This is a genomic window from Guyparkeria sp. (assembly GCF_046545975.1).
Classification (GTDB): Bacteria; Pseudomonadota; Gammaproteobacteria; order Halothiobacillales; family Halothiobacillaceae; genus Guyparkeria.
In genome coordinates, this window is sequence record NZ_JBKGYT010000015.1 from 1 (window position 1) to 19,382 (window position 19,382).

Sequence of the window (19,382 nt, forward strand, 5' to 3'; positions counted from 1 at the left end):
AGGCGTGCATGCGCTCGGTGCGGATCTGGATCTCGACCACCTTGCCCTCGTCGGCACGCACCGCGGTATGCAGCGACTGGTAGCCGTTGGGCTTGGGGCGGGCGATGTAGTCGTCGTACTCGCTCTCGATCGGCTCGAACAGATCGTGGACCACCGACAGCGCCGCGTAACAGTCGGTCACCGAATCGACCTGCACGCGCAGGGCGCGCACGTCGAACAGCCCCTCGAACGAGAGCCGCTTGCGGCGCATCTTCCCCCAGATGCTGTAGATGTGCTTCGGCCGACCGTAGACCTCCGCCCGGATGCCGGCGTCTTCCAGGGCCCGCTCGAGCTTCGTCTCGACGGCGGCGAGGTAGGCCTCGCGACTGGCACGCCGCTCGTCGAGCAGCCGGGCGATCTCGCTGTAGGTGCGCGGCTCGATGTGCCGGAAGGACAGGTCCTCGAGCTCCCACTTGATCTGTCCCAGCCCCAGCCGGTGCGCGATGGGGGCATGCACGGCCAGGGTCATGCCCGCGTAGCAGCGCCGGCGGGCCGGGTCCGGGTCGCGATCCAGCAGCCGCATCCCCTCGAGCCGGTAGACCAGGTCGATGAGCACGGCCCGGGCATCGCCGCCCCCGCCGAGCAGCAGTCGGCGCCAGTACTCGTGCTGCTGCTCGCCCAGCCCCTCGGGGAAGCGGGCTTCCCAGTCGCGAAGGCGATCGATCCCGGCCAGCAGCCCGTCGACCGCCTGCCGCTCCGTCGCGTCGAGCTCCAGCCGATCGAGCAGTTCCTCCCGCCGACCGGCCGCGCCGCGATCGACCAGCAGCGCCGCGACCAGGGTGGCCAGATCGGCATGGATGTCGGCCAGGGCGACGGCCACCCGGGGGCCGCAGGCCTCGTCGCCGGCACCCCCGCCCTCCGGTGGCACCGCCGTCTCCCCGATCTCGAGGCACAACCGCTCGATGTCCGGGGCCCGGCCGGCCTCGTCGGCATCGGCCAGGCTCCGGCGCAGCGTGCGGCACAGGCTGTCGATGGGTTCATCCAGTGGATGCTGCATGATCGCTCCAGTCACTCCGCGCCTGCGGTCGGGCGGCGAGGATCGGCACGGCCGAACGCCATTCCCGCCCTGCGGGCACTCCGGGAAGCTCCTGTCGTTGGGTTGTCACCGCCGGCATGGCAGTATCATGACTGTCTGGACACCACATTATCACCCTGCCCCCTTGGCCGGGGCGCAAAAGGACCTGTCGCAATGGAAAAGACGATCGACCTCCACGGCGAACACCACCGCCTCAACCGCTATCGCCGCCTGAGAGCCAGCGTGCTCGGCGCGATCGCGGGGCTGGTCGCCGTCTCCAGCCTGATCTCGGGACTGGTCGCCAGCGGAGCCCCCACCACGACCGTGCTGGTGACCGGGCTGATCGCCCTCGTGGCCGGGACGCTCGCCCTGGCCGCCGGCCAGCACGTCGCCCTGCGCCTGCGCCAGGACACCGAGCGGGCCGACCTCGAGATGGAGGCGCACGAACTCGAAATCAACTTCGAGCACGAGCTCGCCGAACTGCGCGACATCTACGTCAGTCGCGGCGTCGACCCGGAAACGGCCGAACGCGTCGCCCGCCAGATGATGGCCCACGATGCGCTGGGGGCGCATGCCCGCGAGGAGATGGGCCTGCACCAGATCACCGACACCCGCCCGCTGCTCGCCGCCATCCCGCTGGGCGCGGCCTTCGCCGCGGGTGCCGCCCTGCCCCTGCTGGTCGGCCTGCTGGCCCCGGCCGGCAGCATGGCCCTGCTCACCTTTGTGCTCACGCTGCTCGCGCTCGCCGTCCTCGGCAGCCTCAGCTCGCGTACCGGCGGCGCCTCGATGCTGACCGGCGGCTTTCGCACCACCCTGTGGGGCGCGGCCACCATGGGCGTCACCGCACTGGTCGGGCGACTGATCGCCACGGTCGTCTGACCACGGCGGTGGCGGCCGGCAGCGACTCACGGACCGTCGTCCTGCTCCACGGCCTGTGGATGGGCCGCTGGGCGATGCTTCCCCTTGGCAGGCGTCTGACGCGGGCGGGCTTTCGGGTCCGGTATTTCGGCTACCCGACCCGCGCACCCCTGCCGCGCGACGCCGACCGCCTCGACAAGTGGCTCGGGGAGCTCGGGCCGACCCACTTCGTGGCCCACAGCCTGGGCGGACTGGTGCTCGCCCACCTGTTCGACCGTCACCCCGACCGGCTCTCGCAGACCGGCCGCATCGTCCTGCTGGGATCGCCCCTGGCCGGCAGTGCCGTGGCCCGGCGCCTGGGCGGCACGCGGGTCGGCCGGTGGGCGCTGGACGGCTGTCTCGATCGCGGCCTGCTCGGCGGCGTGCCTGCATGGCGCGCCCCGCGAACACTGATGGTCGCCGGCACCCGTCCCATCGGACCCGGGCGGCTGTTCCCGGGAGCCCTGCCCGACCCGAGCGACGGCACGGTGGCGGTCGCCGAGACCCGTGTCCCGGGCCTGGCCGAGCACCGCTCGCTCCCCGTCAACCACTTCGGCATGCTGCTCTCGCGGCCGGTCGCCGACGAGGCGATCGCCTTCCTCGGGTCGAGCGAAACCGACTGACCCGAACCATGTCACCCCGGCACCATGGCGCCTCGGGGCATATCGGTCGCCGTGCGCACGAAAAGGGCCGACCCCGTGGGGTCGGCCCGCTTGCCGGCGCGGTCGATCGGGACCGCGGGACGCGACTTTCTACTCGCCCGTGTCCGGGCTGTGATAGGCGAGGATGTAGTTCGGCTCGCCCATGCGCTCGATCAGCTCCAGCTGTCGCTTGAGCCAGTCGGCGTGCCCCTCCTCGTCCATGAGGATCTCCTCGAAGATGTGCACCGTGCCGACGTCGCCCTCGTCCCGGGCCTCGAGCGCCGCCTTGCCGTAGAACTCGATGGAGGCCAGCTCCTCCTTGAGGTCCGCCTTGAACATGTCGCCCAGCGAATTGGAGCGCTTGGCCGACTTGGACTCGGTGACCACCGGGTCGCCGTCGAGGAACAGGATCCGGTCGATGAACTGGCTCGCATGACCCAGCTCTTCCTGGACCTCCCCGTGCATCTTCTTGGACAGGCGGTCGAGACCCCAGTCCTCCAGCACGTGCGCATGCAGCATGTACTGGTGAACGGCCGTGAGCTCCATCGACAGCGCCTGCTGCAGGTTCTCGAGAGTCTTCTTGTCACTCTTCTTTGCTTTTGCTGCGCACATGGGTCGGTGCCCTCCTGTGGGAACGTGGATGGTTACGCGTGTCTCGAAGCGGGCCACCGCTTCCGGCCGGCAACGTGGCGATGCCTCGCGCGGGTCGGGCCGTTCGCCCGAGACCTGCGGAAGACCTTAGTCGGTAGAACGGATTTTGCCAGCCGGATCCGGACGAACCGCCCGCCTCACGGCGCCTGGCGGGCCATCGGATCCTGCCGGTAGAACGCCGCGAGGTGCCGGTAGAGCCCGGCGTCGAAATGCTGCAGCTCCCCGGGCAGCCGGAAGAAATACTCGCTGAGCACGGCGAAGAATTCCGCCGGGTTGGTGGCGGCGTAGGGGTCGATGGACGGCTCGACGCCGGCATCGATCTCGTCGTTGAGCCGATCGAAGGCGGCCTGGAAATCCCGGGTCCAGTGCGCCCGGTCGTATCCCCTGGGCAGGGGCGGAAACCCGTTTTCCATCCCGTTGACCCCGTCGATGAAATGCGCCACCTCGTGGACCACGACACTGGTGGCATGCTCGGGATCCAGCCCGGCGGCGATGTCCGCCCAGGACAGCACCAGCGTGCCGTGCTCCCAGGCCTCGCCGGCCCGCAGGTCGCGGACGTGATGGACGACCCCGTCCTCGTCGACCTCCTCGTGATCGACGTGAAAGGCATCCGCGTACACCACCACCGAGCGGATGCCGTCGAGCCAGTCCAGACCCAGTTCGAGTACCGGCAGGACGGCCAGCGTGGCGATGCGCAGCTGCCTCGCGTCGTCGAGCCGGAAGTCACCGCCCCCGTAGAAGGGGCGTCCGGCGAGGAACCGCCCGGCGAGCCGTCGCAGGCGCCCGAACGCCTCGTCCCCCAGGCCGGCCAGTTCCGGCTGGTCGCGGCATACCTCGTGCCAGAGATCGTCGGGAATGACGACCTCCCGGTCTGCCGAACGCCCCCCCGGCAACAGATCCAGCAGCCAGTTCAGCACGCCGGACATCCCGCCCTCGCGCGACCCGGTGCCACCCGGCTCACGACCCGTCTCCGGGCAGTTCCTGCGCCAGGCGCATCAGGTCGCGCGTCTCCGGCAGGAAATGGACCATGCCCTCCAGCACGCCGGCGGCGTAGTTGCCGTTCATGCCGAACAGCCCGCCGCGGGCGAGGTACAGGGTGTCCTCGAGCGCGCCGGCCTCCACCATCTGCCGCGCCCGCTCCCGGACCGACGGCTCGGCGTTGGCGACCAGCACGCCGTTGATATGGCTGCCCAGCGCCAGCAGGTCGTTGGCCGAGTCGCCGGCAAACAGGGCCCGGCGCTCGTCGAACGCGAGGTGCGAGATCAGGAACTCCATGGCATGCAGCGTGCTCGCGCTGGTGGGCAGCACGTCGAGCTGCACCACGTCGGCGTCGTCGTCCAGCGACCACACCAGGCGCGCGTCGATGCCGTTGTGCCACAGCCGCCCGTGCAGCTCGGCATCCAGCACGTCGCGGTTGGCCGTGCGGTCGACGTAGTAGCTCGCCTTGAAGGCGCCCTGCTTCTCCGGCTCCTGCGAGCGGATGGCGGTGATGTCGGCGAACAGGTAGCTGATGTCGTCGTGGGTCAGGCCGTTCCAGCTCGGCGCGATCTCGTCGGTCCAGTCCCGCCAGTGCACCCAGTCGCCGTCACCGCTCCCGGACCGGGAACGCGGGGCGTAGATGGTCGTGCCCACGTCGCCGATGATGTAGTCCGGCTCGGGCAGCGACCATTCGTCGACGGCGTCGAGCACCCGTTGCAGGTCCCGACCCGACACCAGCACCAGCCGCACCGCCGGGTGCGCACAGAATCGGGCCAGCCTGGCCCGGGCATCGGGCGACTCGTCCGCCCGGCCGTTGGGTATCAGGGTGCGGTCGAGGTCGCTGCAGAGCAGGATAGGGGCGATCTCGCTCATCCCTGGCCTCCCTTGTCCCCGGCACTGTCACCGCGCTCACAGGGCAGGCTGCAGCTGTCGAAGAAATCGTAGTACTCGATCGCCTCGAGGACACCGGCCGGCCCGTGGGAGCGGGTGAAGACCACCCGGTCGAGCCCCTGCAGGCCCGGCAACTGCTCGTCCCCGTCGGGCGAGACCACCGCGCCGAGCGGATTGCCCCGGAGCATGTCCTCGTCGGTGGCCACGCCACCGGCCACCAGCAGGTGGTCAAGCGGAATGCCCCACTGGGTGGCGAAGTAGCGCAGGGCAAAGCCCTTCGAGGCACGCACCGGCATGGCGAGCAGTTCATCGCGTCCCATCCTGACGATGCGGGCGTGGATGTCCAAGGCATGCAGCTCGTTTTCCAGGGCCTCCAGGCCGGGGAAGGCATTGGTGTCCGCGATGAAGGCATGCACCGAGTGCACGCCCTGCACCGCACGGGAGCGCAGCTCGATGCCTGGCGTCTGGGCCAGCAGGTTGTAGACCCGATCGGGCTGCCAGGCGTAGCCGATATGCCGGCTCCAGCCTTCATCACGCGACAGGCGCGGGCCGTAGTGGATCTGGGTGCCCCCCCGCGTGATCAGCACGTCCGGGGTCGGCACGTCCAGCTCCTTGAGGGCGGCAAGCACCTCGCGCCGCGGCCGGTCGGACACCACGCCGAAACCGACCTGGCGACGCCGGTTGCGCAGCTCCCGCACGAGTCGCTGGCGCATGCGCTGGTCAGTGGAATCCCCGAGCGCCGCCAGCTCGACCACCAACGCCCGATCGACCTGCACCAGCAGGTGATCGGGGAGCGAAGGCCGCGGCGCACCGCGGCGCTCGGCCTCGTACATTTCGTTGACGTGCCGGAGGTAGGACTCGACGTGCGCGTCCCAGGAGTAATGCTCGCGCACGAGCCGGATGCCGTTGTCGGAATACTGTTTCCAGCGTTCGGCATCATCGATGATGGCCGCCAGCTTCTCGCCGATCTGCCGGGAGTCCAGCGGGTCGATCAGCTCGCCGTTCTCGCAGGTCCGGATGATGTCGCGCGGGCCGCCGTCCTCGGTGGCCAGGATCGGCGCACCGGTCGCGGCCGCCTCGATCAGGGTCAGCCCGAAGGGTTCGGTGAGCGCGGGATTGATGAACACCCCGCCGGTATGGGTGACCAGCCGGTACAGGTCGGGCACGTCACCGGACTGGTGATGACGGGGATAGGCCACCATGCCGTAGAGGTCGTAGTAGTCGATCAGCAGCAGCAGATCGGTGAGCACCTTGCGCGGACCGGCGTCCATGTCGCGGATGTCGTCGCGGTTGCCGGCCACGATGACGAGGTTGGCCCGCTCGCGCAGTTCCGGGTGCTCGCCGTAGGCCTCGATCAGGGTGCCGATGTTCTTGCGCTCGTCGGGCCGCGAGAGCGCCAGGATCATGGGCCGACGGGGGTCGCGCAGAAAGCGCTTGAGCTCGCTGCAGATGGGCGGGAAGAACTCGTCGGGCGGCGGCGTGAAGCGGTCGAGGTTCACGCCCGGCGGGATGACCGCCATCTTGTCGACATCCGCCCAGTCGTACATGCCGTACTGCTCGTCGATTTCCTGGGCGGTGCTCACCACCACCAGGTCGGCCGCGAGCAGCACCTCCTCCTCCGCGCGGATGCGGGTGGACATGGCGTAGGTGGTCTCGATCGTCTCGGCGCTCTCGCCCCGCGCCAGGAGCCGGCGGCGCTTGACCCGGCCCAGCGAATGGCCGGTATGCGCCAGCGGCACGCCCAGGTGGTTGGCCAGCCTCACCCCGACATAGCCCGCATCGGCGTAATGGCTGTGCACCAGGGCCGGGCGCAGGCCGGTGCGGTAGATGTGGGCCAGCGCGCCGTCGACGAAGCAGTTGAGGTAGTCCCAGAGCCGCTCCTTGGGCAGGTACTCGTCCGGCCCGGCATCGATGCGGATGATGTAGGCGTTGTCGCCTAGCTCCTCCTCGGGCTCGGCATAGTCCGGATCGACGCGCTCATCGATCACCCGGCGGGTGAGCAGGTCGACCCTCCCCACCTCAGGCCGACGGGCCAGCGCGCGGGCCAGCTCGACCACGTACAGGGTCTGGCCGCCGGTGTCGGCATCCCGGCCCAGTTCCAGGTTCTCGCCCCGGATCAGGCCGTGGACGCTGACCAGGCAAATATAGAGTCCGTCTTGTCCGCTCTCTCCGGTCCTGCTCATGCTCGTCTGCTCCCTGGTCTCCTACCCATGCCCGCGGCGGTGGTGTCGCGCGCCACTGTCCTCGTCCTCGGTCAGTGCCAGTTTCGCCAGCTTGCCCGGGTCCTCCAGCAGGTGCCGCGCCAGCAGCAGCCCGGTCGCGCTCCAGACCTGGTGCAGGTTGGCCCGACGCCCGATCAGCCGGCCGTGGCGACCGTCGTAGTACTCGGGCCAGCTGTCCTGCATCAGCCGCTGTTCGGCCACCCGGTAGGCGCGCTCGCCCAGGTCCTGGCGACCGGCGACCTCCGCCGCCGCCACCATCGGCCAGATCAGCACCGGCCAGTTGCCCCCGTTGTGGTACGACCAGGGCGTGTTCTTGGGATCGGACCCCGTCATCAGCCGCCATTCCGAACCCGTCACCGCGGGATAGACCAGCTTGACCGGCATCTGGCCGATCAGGTCCTCCCAGCGGTCGACCATGGTCTGCATCTGCAGCTGGCTCTGCTCGTGCGTGGCCAGACCCGACAGGGAGGCGAGGAAGTTGCCCTGGGAAAAGAAGCGGAAGTCGATGCGGCCCGGGCCGAGGTTGCCGACGAAGTAGCCGCCGTTGTCCGGCAGCCAGTCGGGCACCCAGTCGGGGATGGACTCCGGGTAGATGTTGAAGACGTTGTCGATGTCATGACCGAACTTCTCGGTGGAGAAGCGGTGCACCTCGTTGAGGACGTCGAGGTCGAGCCAGTAGTAACGCCGCACGTAGTCCCGCAGCACCTGTCGACGGGTGGCCGCCAGGTCGATCAGCCAGTGACTGCCCTCGTCGACGGTCAGCAGGTCCGCCGCCCGCAGGGTCATGTCGAACAGCGCCTGGATTTCCAGCGGATGGCCGAAGACACCCATCCGGCGGTCGATCATGAACGAGCCGTCGGGCACCAGCAGGGTGGGAAAGACCTCGAAACGGCTCTGCAGGCAGAGGCTGAGGATCATCCTCAGGCCGCGCTGCACCTCCGGCGTGTGGGCAAACGCGGTGTCGCCGGTGAAGCGCACGTAGGCCCGCAGCAGCACGGTCCACCACATCATCGAGTCCACCGGCGCGACCCGGCCGATGGCCCTATCGCCGAAGTCGGCCGACAACTCCTCGCTGCCGTCGTCCAGGGTGACCACCCGGAACGAGGCCGGCAGGACGCCCGGCGCGATCTGCTGCCCCTCCAGCTCCTCCTGCTGCCCCCGCATGCGCAGGATCAGGGCGAGAAACTCCCGCACCACCTCCGAACGCCCCTCGAGCAGCATCAGGAAGGCAGTCGAGACGAAATCGCGCACGAAGCAGTCGCGGTAGTTGTCCGCCGGGGCACGGGGATCGAGGCTGGCCATGGTGCCGATCGGGTGGCCCTGGTAGCGGATCACCGCGTCGTCGAGCAGGCGATAGGCATCCGCCAGCACCGCCGAGTCGTCGGCGAACCGGGGCGCGGCAAAGACGTGGCGCGTGGCGTGCAGCGGCTCGGTGGCACGACTCGTTGACGGACGCTCGTTCATCCGGGGTCCTTGGTAGCAATCGCTGGGCATTGGGCTGGCATGGAGCGCAAACCGGCCGACCGTGGCGGACGGGAATATCCAAAAGCTAGCACAACTCGTGCATGGTGGCCGCGGGACGGTCTTTCAACCCCGGCAGGCGGGCGCCGCGCCGAGCGGCGGGCCGAGGTCCTCCGGGCGATCCACGTCGCGGATCACGCCCGGATCCGCGCAGTCGAGCAGTATGCCGCCGTGCGAACCAAAGCAGCCCTTGAGGCCCCTGCCCCGCGTCGCGTGCAGTGCCCCAAGCAGTCGCCCGGGGAAAGCGACCGGATGGCCCGGCTGCCCCGCGTGGATCGGTCGGACCGGACGCCCGCTTTCCAGCATCCGTGCCGCCACGCGGGCCGCCTCCGGCGCCCGGAGGTCGGGCATGTCGCCGAGAAAGAAAAGCAGGCCGGGGGGGAGCGCCCCCCCGGCGGCCAGGTGGTCCAGCGCACAGCAGCGACTGCCCCACAGACCGGCCACGGATCCCGGACAGACCACTACCTCGAGGGATGCTTGCCCCGGCAACTCGTCGAGTTGCGGGTGCCACCGGTCGACCACCACCAGTACGCGCGGGCAGACCGCGGCCGCCGTCTCCACGGCATGCGCGAGCAGGTAGCGCCCGCGACACGTGGCCCAGCGCTTGTCACGACCAAAGCGACGGGAGCGGCCGGCGGCCAGGACCACGCCGACCGGCCCCGAGCGGTCAGCCACCATCGACACGGACGCCAGCGAACCGGTCCGGCACCGAGGGTGGCGAGACGGCCTGACGGGCGACCTGCCGTGCCGCCACCAGTTCGGCGGCGATCGACACGGCGATCTCCGCCGGGGTGTGCGAACCGATGTCGAGGCCGGCCGGGGCGCACAGGCGCCCCGTCGGCACGCCCAGTTCGGCCAGCCGGGCACGGCGTGCCGCACTGGTCTGCCGGGAGCCCATCGCGGCGACATGGAAGGCCGGTGATTCCAGCGCGTCCATCAGCGCGAGGTCGTCGATGCGCGGATCGTGGGCCACGGTGACCACGGCCGAGCGGGCATCCAGGCCGTGCTCGGCGATCACCCGCTCCGGCGCCTGCCGGTCCAGCGACACGCCGGGCACTGCCAGTCGCGTGGCGGGACGGGGATCACAGACGGTCACGTCGAAGCCCAGCGCCATGCCCTGGCGGGCGAGATGCTCCCCGACGGGACCGGCGCCGACGATCAGCAGGCGCCAACTCGGACCGAACGGCAGCCACAACCGACCGCCACGCTCCACGGGGCCCTCGGCGACCCCGTCCGTCGCCTCGTGCCAGTCGACGGCGCCACTGGCCAGATCGAGTTCGCGCCAGATCCCCCGGCGCCGCTCCAGGGCCGCCAGCGCGGGCCGCAGGGTGGCGGGATCGCGCGGCCATTCCACCAGCACCTCCAGCGTGCCGCCGCAGGGCAGACCCGGGTGACTGCTGCCGTCGTAGCACCGTCGGAGGGGGCGGCGGGACCGTCGCCCCGGCCCGCGCAGCCAGTCGAGCAGGTCGTCCTCCACGCAGCCGCCCGAGACCGAGCCCTCCATGGCCGGCCGGGCGTCGGCCGGTTCGACGATCGCCCATAGCGACCCCGGCGGGCGTGGCGAGGAGCCGAACGTCCGCAGCACGGTAGCCAGCACGACCTCGCGCCCGGCGGCCAGCCCGTCGACGGCCAGTCGCAGCGCCGCTGCGGAGTCGTCAGCAGCCGGCATGGCTCAGCCGAGGTCGATCGGCAGGCGGCGCACGGGCTCGCCGGTGAGGGCCAGCAGGGCATTGGTCACGGCCGGTGCCAGCGGCGGCAGGCCCGGCTCGCCCACGCCGCCCGGTGGCTGGCCGGAATCGACGATGGCGACCTCGACTTCCGGCATCTGGTCGATGCTCAGCGCCGGGTAGTCATCGAAGTTCTTCTCCCGAACCCGGCCGTTCTCGATGGTGACCTTGCCGAACAGGGCGGCGGTCAGGCCGTAGGCGATCGAGGAGTGCACCTGACGCTCGACGCCCGACGGGTTGACGGCGATGCCGCAGTCGATGGCGCACCACACCTTGTGCACACGGGGCTTGCCGTCCTCGACCGAGACCTCGGCGACCTGGGCGCAGTAGCTGCCGAACGACTTGGCCAGCGCCACACCGCGGGCACGCCCTTCCGGCACCTCGCCGCCCCAATCGGCCATCTCGGCGGCCCGTTCAAGCACGCCGACATGACGCGAATCGCCTTTCAGGAGCTTCAGGCGGTACTCGACCGGGTCGATATCCGCGCGGCGCGCCAGTTCATCGATGAACGACTCGACGATCCAGGCGTTCTGCGAGTGACCCACCGAGCGCCAGAAGCCGACCGGGATGCCCGGGTCGACGTTGGCGTAGGTCACCTCGATGTGCTCGATCCGGTAGGGATGATCCGCCGCCCCCTCGACCGCGGCCGGGTCGATGCCATCCTCGACCATGCCCGGCGAGACGCGCGACCAGATCGACGGGCCCGCGATGCGGTGCACCCAGGCGCGTGGTAGGCCATTCTCGCCCAGCGTGGCCGACAGCTCGTTGTAGGCCGCCGGGCGGTAGAAGTCGTGGCGGACGTCGTCCGGGCGCGACCAGATCACCTTGACCGGGCGGCCGGCGCGCTTGGACAGTTCGACCGCCTCGCGGACGAAGTCTGTCTCGAAACGCCGGCCGAAACCGCCGCCAAGAAATGTGGTGTGCACCGTGACCTTGTCCTTGTCGACACCCGCGACCTCGGCGGCCGCCTGCTGCACCGAACCCGGGGCCTGGGTCGGCACCCACAGGGTCACGCCGTCATCGGTCACCGAGGCGGTGGCGTTCATCGGCTCCATGGTGGTGTGGGCCAGATACGGCACGCGGTAGGTCGCCGAGAGGGTATCGTCATCATCCCCCAGCGCCTCGGCGCCATTCCCCTCGGTGCGCGCCGGGCGGGCATCTCGCTCCAGCCCCTCGCGGAACTGCGCTTCGATCGCCTCGTCGTCGAGATCGGCCAGTTCGCCCTCCTCCCACTCGATCGAAAGCTTCTTCCTTGCCTGGTCGGCGCTCCACCAGTCGCGGGCCAGCACGGCCACGCCGTGGTCGAGTTCGATGACATCCTCGACGCCATCGGCCTTTTTCGCCTCGCCGGCATCGACCGATTTCAGCTTGCCGCCGAACACCGGGCACCGCTCGACGCTGGCCTGCAGCAGGTTGTCGGGCCGGGCATCGATGCCGAAATCCGCCTGCCCGCTGACCTTCTGCGGGGAGTCCAGGCGCTTGGTCGGCTTGCCGATGATGCGAAAGTCCTCGCGATCCTTGGTGAAGACGTCTTCCGGCGGCTCGAGCCTGGCGGCGTCGGTCACCAGGTCCCTGTACTCGACCTGGCGCCCGCTGGCGGGATGCACCACCACTCCCGGCTCGGTGCGCAGTTCGGACAGCGACACGTCCCAGCGGTTCGCGGCGGCCTGCATCAGCATCTCGCGGGTCGCCGCGCCCACCTCGCGCAGCTGGTTGTAGAAGCCGCGCACGGTCGCGCTGCCGCCGGTGACCTGACTGCCGAGCGCCGGGTTGGCATAGGTCTCGTCGGCCGGGGCGAAACGGGTGTCGAACTCGCCCCAGGGCAGATCGAGTTCCTCGGCGATCATCATCGGGATCACCGTCATCGCTCCCTGCCCCATCTCGGAGCCCGAGATGGTCAGCATGGTGCGACCGTCGGGGTGCATCTCGATCCAGGCATTGGGCTCGAAAACGTTGCTGGCCTCCGACGAGCCGCTCTCGCCCTCGGCCGCCATGGCCGACTCCGGCGCCCCGAGTCGGAAACCGATTAGCAGACCGCCACCGGCGGCGGCCGAAACCTTGAGAAACTGCCTGCGCGTGATCATGCCGATACCTCCTCGCCGTCGGTGCCGGCCGTCCGGGTCCGCGCCGCGTGCCGAATGGCCGCGCGGATCTGGTTGTAGGTGCCGCAACGACAGAGGTTGCCCTTCATCGCCGCGTCGATCTCCTCGTCGGTCGGATCGGGGTTGTCGGCGAGCAATGCGGCGGCCTGCATGATCTGGCCGGACTGGCAATAGCCGCACTGCGGCGCGTCCTCGGCGATCCAGGCGAGCTGCACCGGGTGGTCCCCGGCGGAAGACAGACCCTCGATGGTGGTGACATGCTTGCCGTCGACCGCCGAGACCGGGGTGACACAGGAGCGGGCCGCCTCGCCGTCGACGTGGACGGTGCAGGCGCCGCACAGCCCGGCGCCGCAGCCGAACTTGGTGCCGTTCAGGCCGACGTAGTCGCGGATGGCCCAGAGCAGGGGCATGTCATCGGCGACCTCCAGGGTCACGGATCGCCCATTGATGGTCAGTGTTGCCACGGTGTCTCTCCTCGTCCGGATTGGGGAATGCCGTAGAAGCTAGACCCTGAGGGCGCTACCGCAACGTGTGGTCGGGTAGATAGCGGGGGCGAAGTTGGAAGTCTGAGGCCTGGAGGTCGGTCGCGATGTGCTGATGTCATGCCACGCCTGCGGTGTGCCGGCCCTTCCGCGCAACGACCCATGGCACTGACACAAAAGCCGCGGCACCCACCCGGTGCGGGCGGGCCTCGCCCGCGAAAGCCGCGACAGCGGCTGTCCCCCTTGCCGCCGGCCGCGGCGATCAGGGGCGGGACACGCGCCTCTCGGCGCGTTTCGCTTGCAAGGCAAGCTCAAACGGGGACAGCCGGTTGATCTGCCCTCTTACCTCTTAAATCTTCCAGCTGTCAGCCTCAAGCTTTCGAAACGTCAGCCGTCGGTAATCAGGCCGTCGACGATGTGCAGGATGCGGTCCATGCGCGCGGCCAGGTCGAGATCGTGGGTGACCAGCACGATGGCGCTGCCGATCTCGCGGTTGAGCTCAAGCATGGCCTCGAACACCGTCTCGGAGTTCCGGGTGTCGAGGTTGCCCGTGGGCTCGTCGGCCAGCACCACGTCCGGGCGACCGGCCAGCGCCCGGGCGATGGCGACGCGCTGGCGCTCGCCGCCTGAGAGCTCCCCGGGCCGGTGTTGCAGGCGGTGCGACAGGCCCAGCCGTTCGAGCAGCGTCGCGGCCCGCTGCTCGGCCTCCTCGCGCGCCAGCCGCCGGATGATCAGCGGCATGGCGACGTTGGTCAGCGCGGAGAACTCCGGCAACAGGTGGTGGGCCTGGTAGACGAAACCCAGGTGCCGGTTGCGCAGCAGTCCGCGTCGGCGTTCGCCCAGCCGCGAGAACCGCTGGCCGGCCAGCCAGACTTCGCCCTCGCTGGGCTGGTCGAGCCCCGCCAGCAGCGACAGCAGCGTGGACTTGCCGGTGCCCGAGGCGCCGACGATGGCCACCCGCTCACCCGGCGCGATGGCCAGGTCGATGCCGCGCAGGACATCCACGTCGAGGTCGCCCTCGCGATAGCGTCGCTTCAGCCCGCTCGCCTCCAGCACGGCCCGGGGTTCGTCCTTGGGTGAATCATTCATAGCGCAGCGCCTGTGCCGGTTGTACGCGCGAGGCCCGCCATGCCGGGTAGAGCGTGGCCAGGAAGGACAGGGCGAAGGCCATCAGCCCGATCAGGCCGACGTCGCCCCAGTCCAGCCGCGAGGGCACCTCGCTGATGTAGTAGACGTCCGCCGGCATGAACTGCGTGCCGGCGAGGTTCTCGATCCAGGGCACGATCACGTCGATGTTCTCGGCGATCAGCACGCCCACGCCCACCCCGACGGCCGTTCCGATCAGGCCGATGAACACGCCGGTGATGATGAAGATGGTCATGATCGACGCCGGGCTGGCGCCGAGCGTGCGCAGGATGGCGATGTCGCCCTGCTTGTCGGTCACCAGCATGACCAGGGTGGAGACGATGTTGAAGGCCGCCACCGCCACGATCAGCGACAGGATGATGAACATCACCGTCCGTTCGATCTGGATGGCGCGGAAGAAATTGGCGTTCGACTGCGTCCAGTCCTGCGCGGCGTAGGAGTAGCCCAGGTCGCGGTTCAGGTCACGGGCCACCGCCGGGGCGGAGAAGATGTCGTCGAGCTTGAGCCGCAGCCCCGAGACCTCCTGCCCGGTACGGAACAGGGCCTGGGCATCGGCCATGTGGATCATGGCCGTGCCGCGGTCGTACTCGTACATGCCCACCTCGAACACGCCCACCACGGTGAACCGCCGCTGGCGCAGCATGCCGCCGACCGGCGTGACAGCGACGTCGGCACTGATCAGCATCAGCCGGTCCCCGACCCCGACACCCAGCGAACGCGCCAGCGCCGAACCCAGCACGATGCCGAACTCGCCCGCCTCGAGACCGTCCAGCGCGCCCTCCTGCATGTGGGCGCCGATGTCCGTCACCGGGGTCTCGAGCTCCGGTTCGATGCCACGCACGATCGCCCCGGAAACCTCTTCCTCGGCCGACAGCATCCCCTCCGCCTGGACGTAGGGCGCGGCGGCCTGCACGGCAGGGTTGGCAGAGACGCGCTCGCTGACCGACTCCCAGTCGGCCAGCGCCTCGCCGCGCCCGGTGACGGTGACGTGGGCGGTCATGCCCAGAATGCGCTCGCGCAGCTCGTCCTGGAAACCGTTCATCACCGAGATAACCACGATCAGGGCGGTCACGCCCAGCGTGATGCCGATGATCGAGGTTGCCGATATGAACGACACGAACCGGTTGCGTCGCTTGGCCCGCGTGTAGCGCAGCCCGATCATCCATTCGAATGTCCGCCTCATCCAGACCCCTGTGCTGTCGATTCGATCGCGTTGAGTAACGGCGCAGTCTAATACGCCCCGGCCCCGGCTGTCCCGCCGTTCGACGCGATCCGTGACCGGTGGTTCCGACCCGGACGCTTGCAGCCGGGGCTGCCGTGACGCAGACTAGCGCAATATCCCGGAGAGGCGCTCCGGCGGGCGGTTCGCGACGGTCCGGATGCTTCCGGCTGTCGCGGCAGGACAACGCCACGGCGGAACCCGCGGCCGCCGCGCGCCCTCGAAGGGCATCAGGGACCGAGTCATCACGTGCAAGAAAAGGAGCCTCTCATGAACCCGTTCGCCCAGTTCTCCCGCCCGCTCGCGGCCCTGCTGCTGGGGCTGGCCATGGCATTTTCCGCCGTACCGGCCTCGGCCGCATCGGGCGCGGACAAGGCATCCGTCCACGGCATGACCCAGTCGCAGGTGGCCTCCCGCTTCGGCGAGCCGGAACGTCGTCACGCCCCGGTGCCGGCCAAGGGCACGCCGAAGAACCCGCCGATCACCCGCTGGGACTACAGCGATTTCAGCGTCTTCTTCGAGCGCGACATCGCCATCCACCGGGTAGAGCACCTGAAACTGCCCGAATAGTGACTACACTTCCTGCGAACACACACATCGAGGAAGCGAGTCATGACACCCAATATCGGCACGGTGGACAAGTGGCTGCGGATCATCGTCGGGGTGGCCCTGATCGCCCTGGCCATCTTCAACGTGATCGGCTGGTGGGGCTACATCGGGATCATCCCGCTGGCGACAGCACTGATCAATTTCTGCCCCGTGTACCGTCTGCTCGGCATGAGCACGCGCGAGAAGGCCGGCGGCGGCCCGTCCTGACCACCACCCTCTTTCGGACCTTCACCGGCCCGGCCCAGCCGCCGGCCGGCCACCGACACCCGTTGGCCGGCACCCGGCCTGACTGATCCCGCTGCCTGTCACGATGCCACGACTGACATCCCGCACCCTGGCCCGGCTGCTCGGCCTGGCACTCCTGCCCTGCTGGGGCCCGGTTGCCGCGCAGACCGCTCCGCCCCCCTCCCCAGGCACCACCCTGCCGTCGGCCATCGACGAGGCTTCCGGACTGGCGCTCTCGAAGCAGGACGACGACCTGCTGTGGACCCACAACGACAACATCAACGACCCGGGCTCGATGGAGCGGGTCACCCCCTTCGTCTTCGGGATATCCCCGAGCGGCGAGTCCCGCATCCGGCTACGTCTGGAACGGGTTGTCCAGCGTGACTGGGAATCGATCGACGCGACCCGCATCGACGACCGGGAGACCCTGATCGTCGCCGACAGCGGCGACAACCGCGACACCTGGCCGGATTACGTGCTCTGGTTCATCCCGGAACCCCCGCCTGCCGAGGACGACGGGGAAGTCCGTGTCAGTCCCGAGGCAATGCTGCGCTATCGATACCCGGACGGCCCGGCGGATACCGAGTCGATGGTCTTCGACCCGCGCACGGACCGCATCCTGCTGCTGACCAAGCGGGACGATCCGCCCCGGATGTACAGCCTGCCCGTGGATGCCCGTCAACCCTTCCCGGACGAGCCGGGACTCTCGGAGCGCGAGCGGCTCGAATCCGCCCCGGTCGAGGTCGCCGAACCGGTCGGCGACCTAGCATGGCTCCGACCCACCGACCCGATCAACTGGCTGCTCCACCCGCTGACCGGCAGCCAGACGGATCGCCCCACCGGCATGACACTGAGCCCGGACGGCGCGACCTTGGCCGTGCTCACCTATGCATCGCTGTACTTCTTCCACCGTGGGAAGCGTTCAGACTGGTCCGAGGCGATCTCCCGCCCGGTCGCCTCACGGTCGCTGCCTCGGATCGATCAGTGGGAAGGCCTTGCCTTCAGCGCGGACGGGCGGCACCTTTACGTGGTACACGAGGGCACCGGCCCCGGCACGCTGTTGCGACTCGACGTCCCGGAAGGGGCACGCAACGGCCCGCCGTGACATCGGGCCACCGTCACATCAGGGCAGATCAAGGGAGTTTCGGCATGATCCAGACGCGCGTGCTTGTCAGCGGACGAGTCCAGGGCGTGTTTTTCCGCGACTTCACCCGGCGCACGGCGCTCGAGCACGGCGTGCGCGGCTGGGTACGCAACCTGCCCGACGGCCGTGTCGATGCAGTGCTCGAGGGCGAGGAGACAGCCGTGGAGGCCGTGCTCGAGCGGCTGCGGGAAGGCCCGCCACAGGCACGCGTCGACACGCTGACCAGCAGCGCCGAGACTCCCGAGGGGCACACCGGCTTCCAGGTGCGGTAAGCCGGCTCCGCAACGAAAAGGCCCCGGCCTGGCCGGGGTCCTGTCGTCAGCATGGCGAAGAACGCGCCGTCACTTGGCCATCGACGCCTTGAACGTCTCGGTCCAGGAATCGTTCATCTCCATCTCGTGGACCACGCCACGCGACGTCTGCTTGCCGTCCTCGAGTGCGACCTCGTGCAGCAGCGCCTTCTGCTTCTTGGCATCGATGGTCAGGGCATTGAGGTTGTCCTTGCCGGCGAGGTACTCGGCCACCCCGTCGTGCTCGGCGGCGGCCTTTTCCAGCATCTTCGGCGCCCAGACGGCGACGTGCAGGACGATACGCCCCTCGTAGTCGGCATCGGCCAGCGCCTTGAGGGTGGCGGTGACCATCGCCTGGTTCTCTTCCGGCGCGATCTCGCCGCCGAAGGCCAGCACGATCGCCTCCTTGTCCAGCAGGGGCTCGATGGCATCGGCAGCCCCTGTGGCGTCTTTCAGGGCCGCGCTGGAAAGCACGTTGTTGTCGCGGTTGTGGGCTACGGCCTCGCCGGCGATCGCCCCACCGAGGGTCGCGCAGATCGACGAGCGGTTCTGCGCGATACCCACGGTGTGCACGTCCAGCTCCTTGGTCAGGGCCAATCCCAGCGCCTGGCCGGTATAGGCCCGCAGGACGTACTGGTCTCCCATGGTGGCGGCGGTGACCGAACCGGTCCCGGCGATGCCCACGGCCAGGGCGGTGGCAATCAGACTGCGTTTCATGCGGAATCTCCCTTGAATGGATTAGCTTAACTGATGGCTGATAAGCATAGACCTGATTCGCGGCAAAGCAAGCCGCAACCCATGAACAGAACTCAAGCTTTCGACCAGCAGCGCTCCCGAAGGTTTCCGCTTGCACTCAACCGGCCAGGTCGAAGGCCGCCAGACCGATCTGGTAGATGCCGAAGGCGATGACCATGCCACCGGCCACGCGGCGCACCCACGGCTTGCGGGCGAAGGCCGCCAGCTGGCCGGCGAACGCCCCCATGGCCAGCAGGTTGGGCAGGGTGCCCAGGCCGAAGCCGAGCATCAGCAGCGCCCCCTGCAGCGGCCCGCCCGCGGCGAGAGCCCAGATCAGCACGCTGTAGACCAGCCCGCAGGGAAGCCAGCCCCAGACCAGCCCCAGACCGAAGGCCTGTGTGGGCGTCTTGACCGGCATCAGGCGACGGCCGACCGGCTCGATGAAGCGCCACAGCCGCGAGCCGGCCCGCTCGATCCGGGTCAGGCCGAACCACCAGCCACCCACGTACAGCCCCATCAGGATCATGAACAACCCGGCGACCACCAGCAGGATGATCTGCGCCTCCTGGATCGGCGCGAGCGAGAGCCCCAGCAGCCCGATGGTGCCGGCGATCGCCCCGGCCAGCGTGTAGGACGTGATCCGCGCGATGTTGTAGGCCAGCAGGTAGGGGAACAGCCGCCCGAAGCGTTCGCGCTTCTCCGGCGGCAGCCCGAAGGTCAGCGCTCCGACGATGCCTCCGCACATGCCCACGCAGTGCACCCCGCCGAAGAAGCCGACGGCCAGCGCGGCGAAGAAACTGATGTTTTCCGGCATTCGATCTCCCGTTGCGGTGCGCCCGCCGCCGACG

General features: G+C 69.3%; 20 protein-coding genes. 6 read left to right on the forward strand and 14 right to left on the reverse strand.

Annotation, left to right across the window (positions count from 1 at the left end; translation table 11 throughout):
- Positions 1–1,036 (reverse strand): HD domain-containing protein (locus ACLFMY_RS02640; protein WP_410762981.1); only part of this gene is annotated, 1,036 nt, incomplete at its 3' end.
- Positions 1,037–1,228: 192 nt separating this feature from the next.
- Here ACLFMY_RS02640 and ACLFMY_RS02645 point away from each other — a divergent pair.
- Both ACLFMY_RS02645 and ACLFMY_RS02650 read left to right on the forward strand, forming a co-directional pair.
- The gene (locus ACLFMY_RS02645) at positions 1,229–1,933 is read left to right on the forward strand and encodes a VIT1/CCC1 transporter family protein (protein ID WP_410762982.1); all 705 of its coding nucleotides are present in this window, start codon (positions 1,229–1,231) and stop codon (positions 1,931–1,933) included.
- Between the two features lie 59 nt (positions 1,934–1,992).
- A complete protein-coding gene (locus tag ACLFMY_RS02650; RefSeq protein WP_410763011.1) occupies positions 1,993–2,574 on the forward strand; it encodes an esterase/lipase family protein in 582 nt (193 codons plus the stop codon).
- Positions 2,575–2,703: 129 nt separating this feature from the next.
- Here ACLFMY_RS02650 and ACLFMY_RS02655 read toward each other — a convergent pair whose 3' ends face one another.
- From ACLFMY_RS02655 to ACLFMY_RS02705, 11 genes are all read right to left on the reverse strand, one after another.
- Entirely contained in the window at positions 2,704–3,204 is a 501-nt protein-coding gene (locus ACLFMY_RS02655; RefSeq protein ID WP_410762983.1) for a bacterioferritin, read from the reverse strand.
- Positions 3,205–3,380: 176 nt separating this feature from the next.
- A complete protein-coding gene (locus tag ACLFMY_RS02660) occupies positions 3,381–4,169 on the reverse strand; it encodes a zinc-dependent peptidase (protein WP_410762984.1) in 789 nt (262 codons plus the stop codon).
- A gap of 31 nt (positions 4,170–4,200) precedes the next feature.
- On the reverse strand, positions 4,201–5,094 hold the full coding sequence (locus ACLFMY_RS02665; protein WP_410762985.1) for an HAD family hydrolase: 894 nt from the start codon (positions 5,092–5,094) through the stop codon (positions 4,201–4,203).
- On the reverse strand, positions 5,091–7,295 hold the full coding sequence (locus ACLFMY_RS02670) for an HAD family hydrolase (RefSeq protein WP_410762986.1): 2,205 nt from the start codon (positions 7,293–7,295) through the stop codon (positions 5,091–5,093). The genes ACLFMY_RS02665 and ACLFMY_RS02670 overlap by 4 nt, the downstream gene beginning before the upstream one ends.
- A gap of 21 nt (positions 7,296–7,316) precedes the next feature.
- A complete protein-coding gene (locus ACLFMY_RS02675) occupies positions 7,317–8,798 on the reverse strand; it encodes a glycoside hydrolase 100 family protein (RefSeq protein WP_410762987.1) in 1,482 nt (493 codons plus the stop codon).
- Between the two features lie 123 nt (positions 8,799–8,921).
- The gene (locus tag ACLFMY_RS02680; protein WP_410762988.1) at positions 8,922–9,533 is read right to left on the reverse strand and encodes an NTP transferase domain-containing protein; all 612 of its coding nucleotides are present in this window, start codon (positions 9,531–9,533) and stop codon (positions 8,922–8,924) included.
- Positions 9,523–10,524, reverse strand: a complete 1,002-nt coding sequence (locus ACLFMY_RS02685) for an XdhC family protein (protein WP_410762989.1) — start codon at positions 10,522–10,524, stop codon at positions 9,523–9,525. Before ACLFMY_RS02685 ends, ACLFMY_RS02680 begins: the two co-directional genes overlap by 11 nt.
- A gap of 3 nt (positions 10,525–10,527) precedes the next feature.
- Positions 10,528–12,666, reverse strand: coding sequence for a molybdopterin cofactor-binding domain-containing protein (locus ACLFMY_RS02690; protein ID WP_410762991.1), 2,139 nt, complete (start codon positions 12,664–12,666; stop codon positions 10,528–10,530).
- Positions 12,663–13,148: a (2Fe-2S)-binding protein gene (locus tag ACLFMY_RS02695; protein ID WP_410762993.1), complete on the reverse strand. Its 486-nt coding sequence runs from the start codon at positions 13,146–13,148 to the stop codon at positions 12,663–12,665. Before ACLFMY_RS02695 ends, ACLFMY_RS02690 begins: the two co-directional genes overlap by 4 nt.
- Before the next feature lie 405 nt (positions 13,149–13,553).
- Positions 13,554–14,255 (reverse strand): ABC transporter ATP-binding protein, encoded by a 702-nt coding sequence (locus ACLFMY_RS02700; protein ID WP_410762994.1) that lies wholly within the window; start codon positions 14,253–14,255, stop codon positions 13,554–13,556.
- Positions 14,248–15,495: a lipoprotein-releasing ABC transporter permease subunit gene (locus tag ACLFMY_RS02705; RefSeq protein WP_410762995.1), complete on the reverse strand. Its 1,248-nt coding sequence runs from the start codon at positions 15,493–15,495 to the stop codon at positions 14,248–14,250. Before ACLFMY_RS02705 ends, ACLFMY_RS02700 begins: the two co-directional genes overlap by 8 nt.
- 306 nt (positions 15,496–15,801) lie before the next feature.
- Between ACLFMY_RS02705 and ACLFMY_RS02710 the strand changes: the two genes are divergently transcribed.
- From ACLFMY_RS02710 to ACLFMY_RS02725, 4 genes are all read left to right on the forward strand, one after another.
- Positions 15,802–16,101, forward strand: coding sequence for a hypothetical protein (locus ACLFMY_RS02710; RefSeq protein WP_410762996.1), 300 nt, complete (start codon positions 15,802–15,804; stop codon positions 16,099–16,101).
- Between the two features lie 42 nt (positions 16,102–16,143).
- The gene (locus ACLFMY_RS02715; protein WP_410762997.1) at positions 16,144–16,347 is read left to right on the forward strand and encodes a DUF2892 domain-containing protein; all 204 of its coding nucleotides are present in this window, start codon (positions 16,144–16,146) and stop codon (positions 16,345–16,347) included.
- Positions 16,348–16,450: 103 nt separating this feature from the next.
- Positions 16,451–17,470 carry a hypothetical protein gene (locus ACLFMY_RS02720; protein WP_410762998.1) on the forward strand — a complete coding sequence of 340 codons (1,020 nt, stop codon included), beginning with the start codon at positions 16,451–16,453 and terminating at the stop codon, positions 17,468–17,470.
- A 44-nt stretch (positions 17,471–17,514) separates the two neighbouring features.
- Positions 17,515–17,781, forward strand: a complete 267-nt coding sequence (locus ACLFMY_RS02725; RefSeq protein ID WP_410762999.1) for an acylphosphatase — start codon at positions 17,515–17,517, stop codon at positions 17,779–17,781.
- A gap of 69 nt (positions 17,782–17,850) precedes the next feature.
- On the opposite strand, the gene ACLFMY_RS02730 is transcribed toward ACLFMY_RS02725, so the two are convergent.
- On the reverse strand, positions 17,851–18,516 hold the full coding sequence (locus ACLFMY_RS02730; protein ID WP_410763000.1) for a hypothetical protein: 666 nt from the start codon (positions 18,514–18,516) through the stop codon (positions 17,851–17,853).
- Between the two features lie 136 nt (positions 18,517–18,652).
- Positions 18,653–19,348, reverse strand: a complete 696-nt coding sequence (locus ACLFMY_RS02735; RefSeq protein WP_410763002.1) for a sulfite exporter TauE/SafE family protein — start codon at positions 19,346–19,348, stop codon at positions 18,653–18,655.
- Positions 19,349–19,382: the final 34 nt, after the last annotated feature.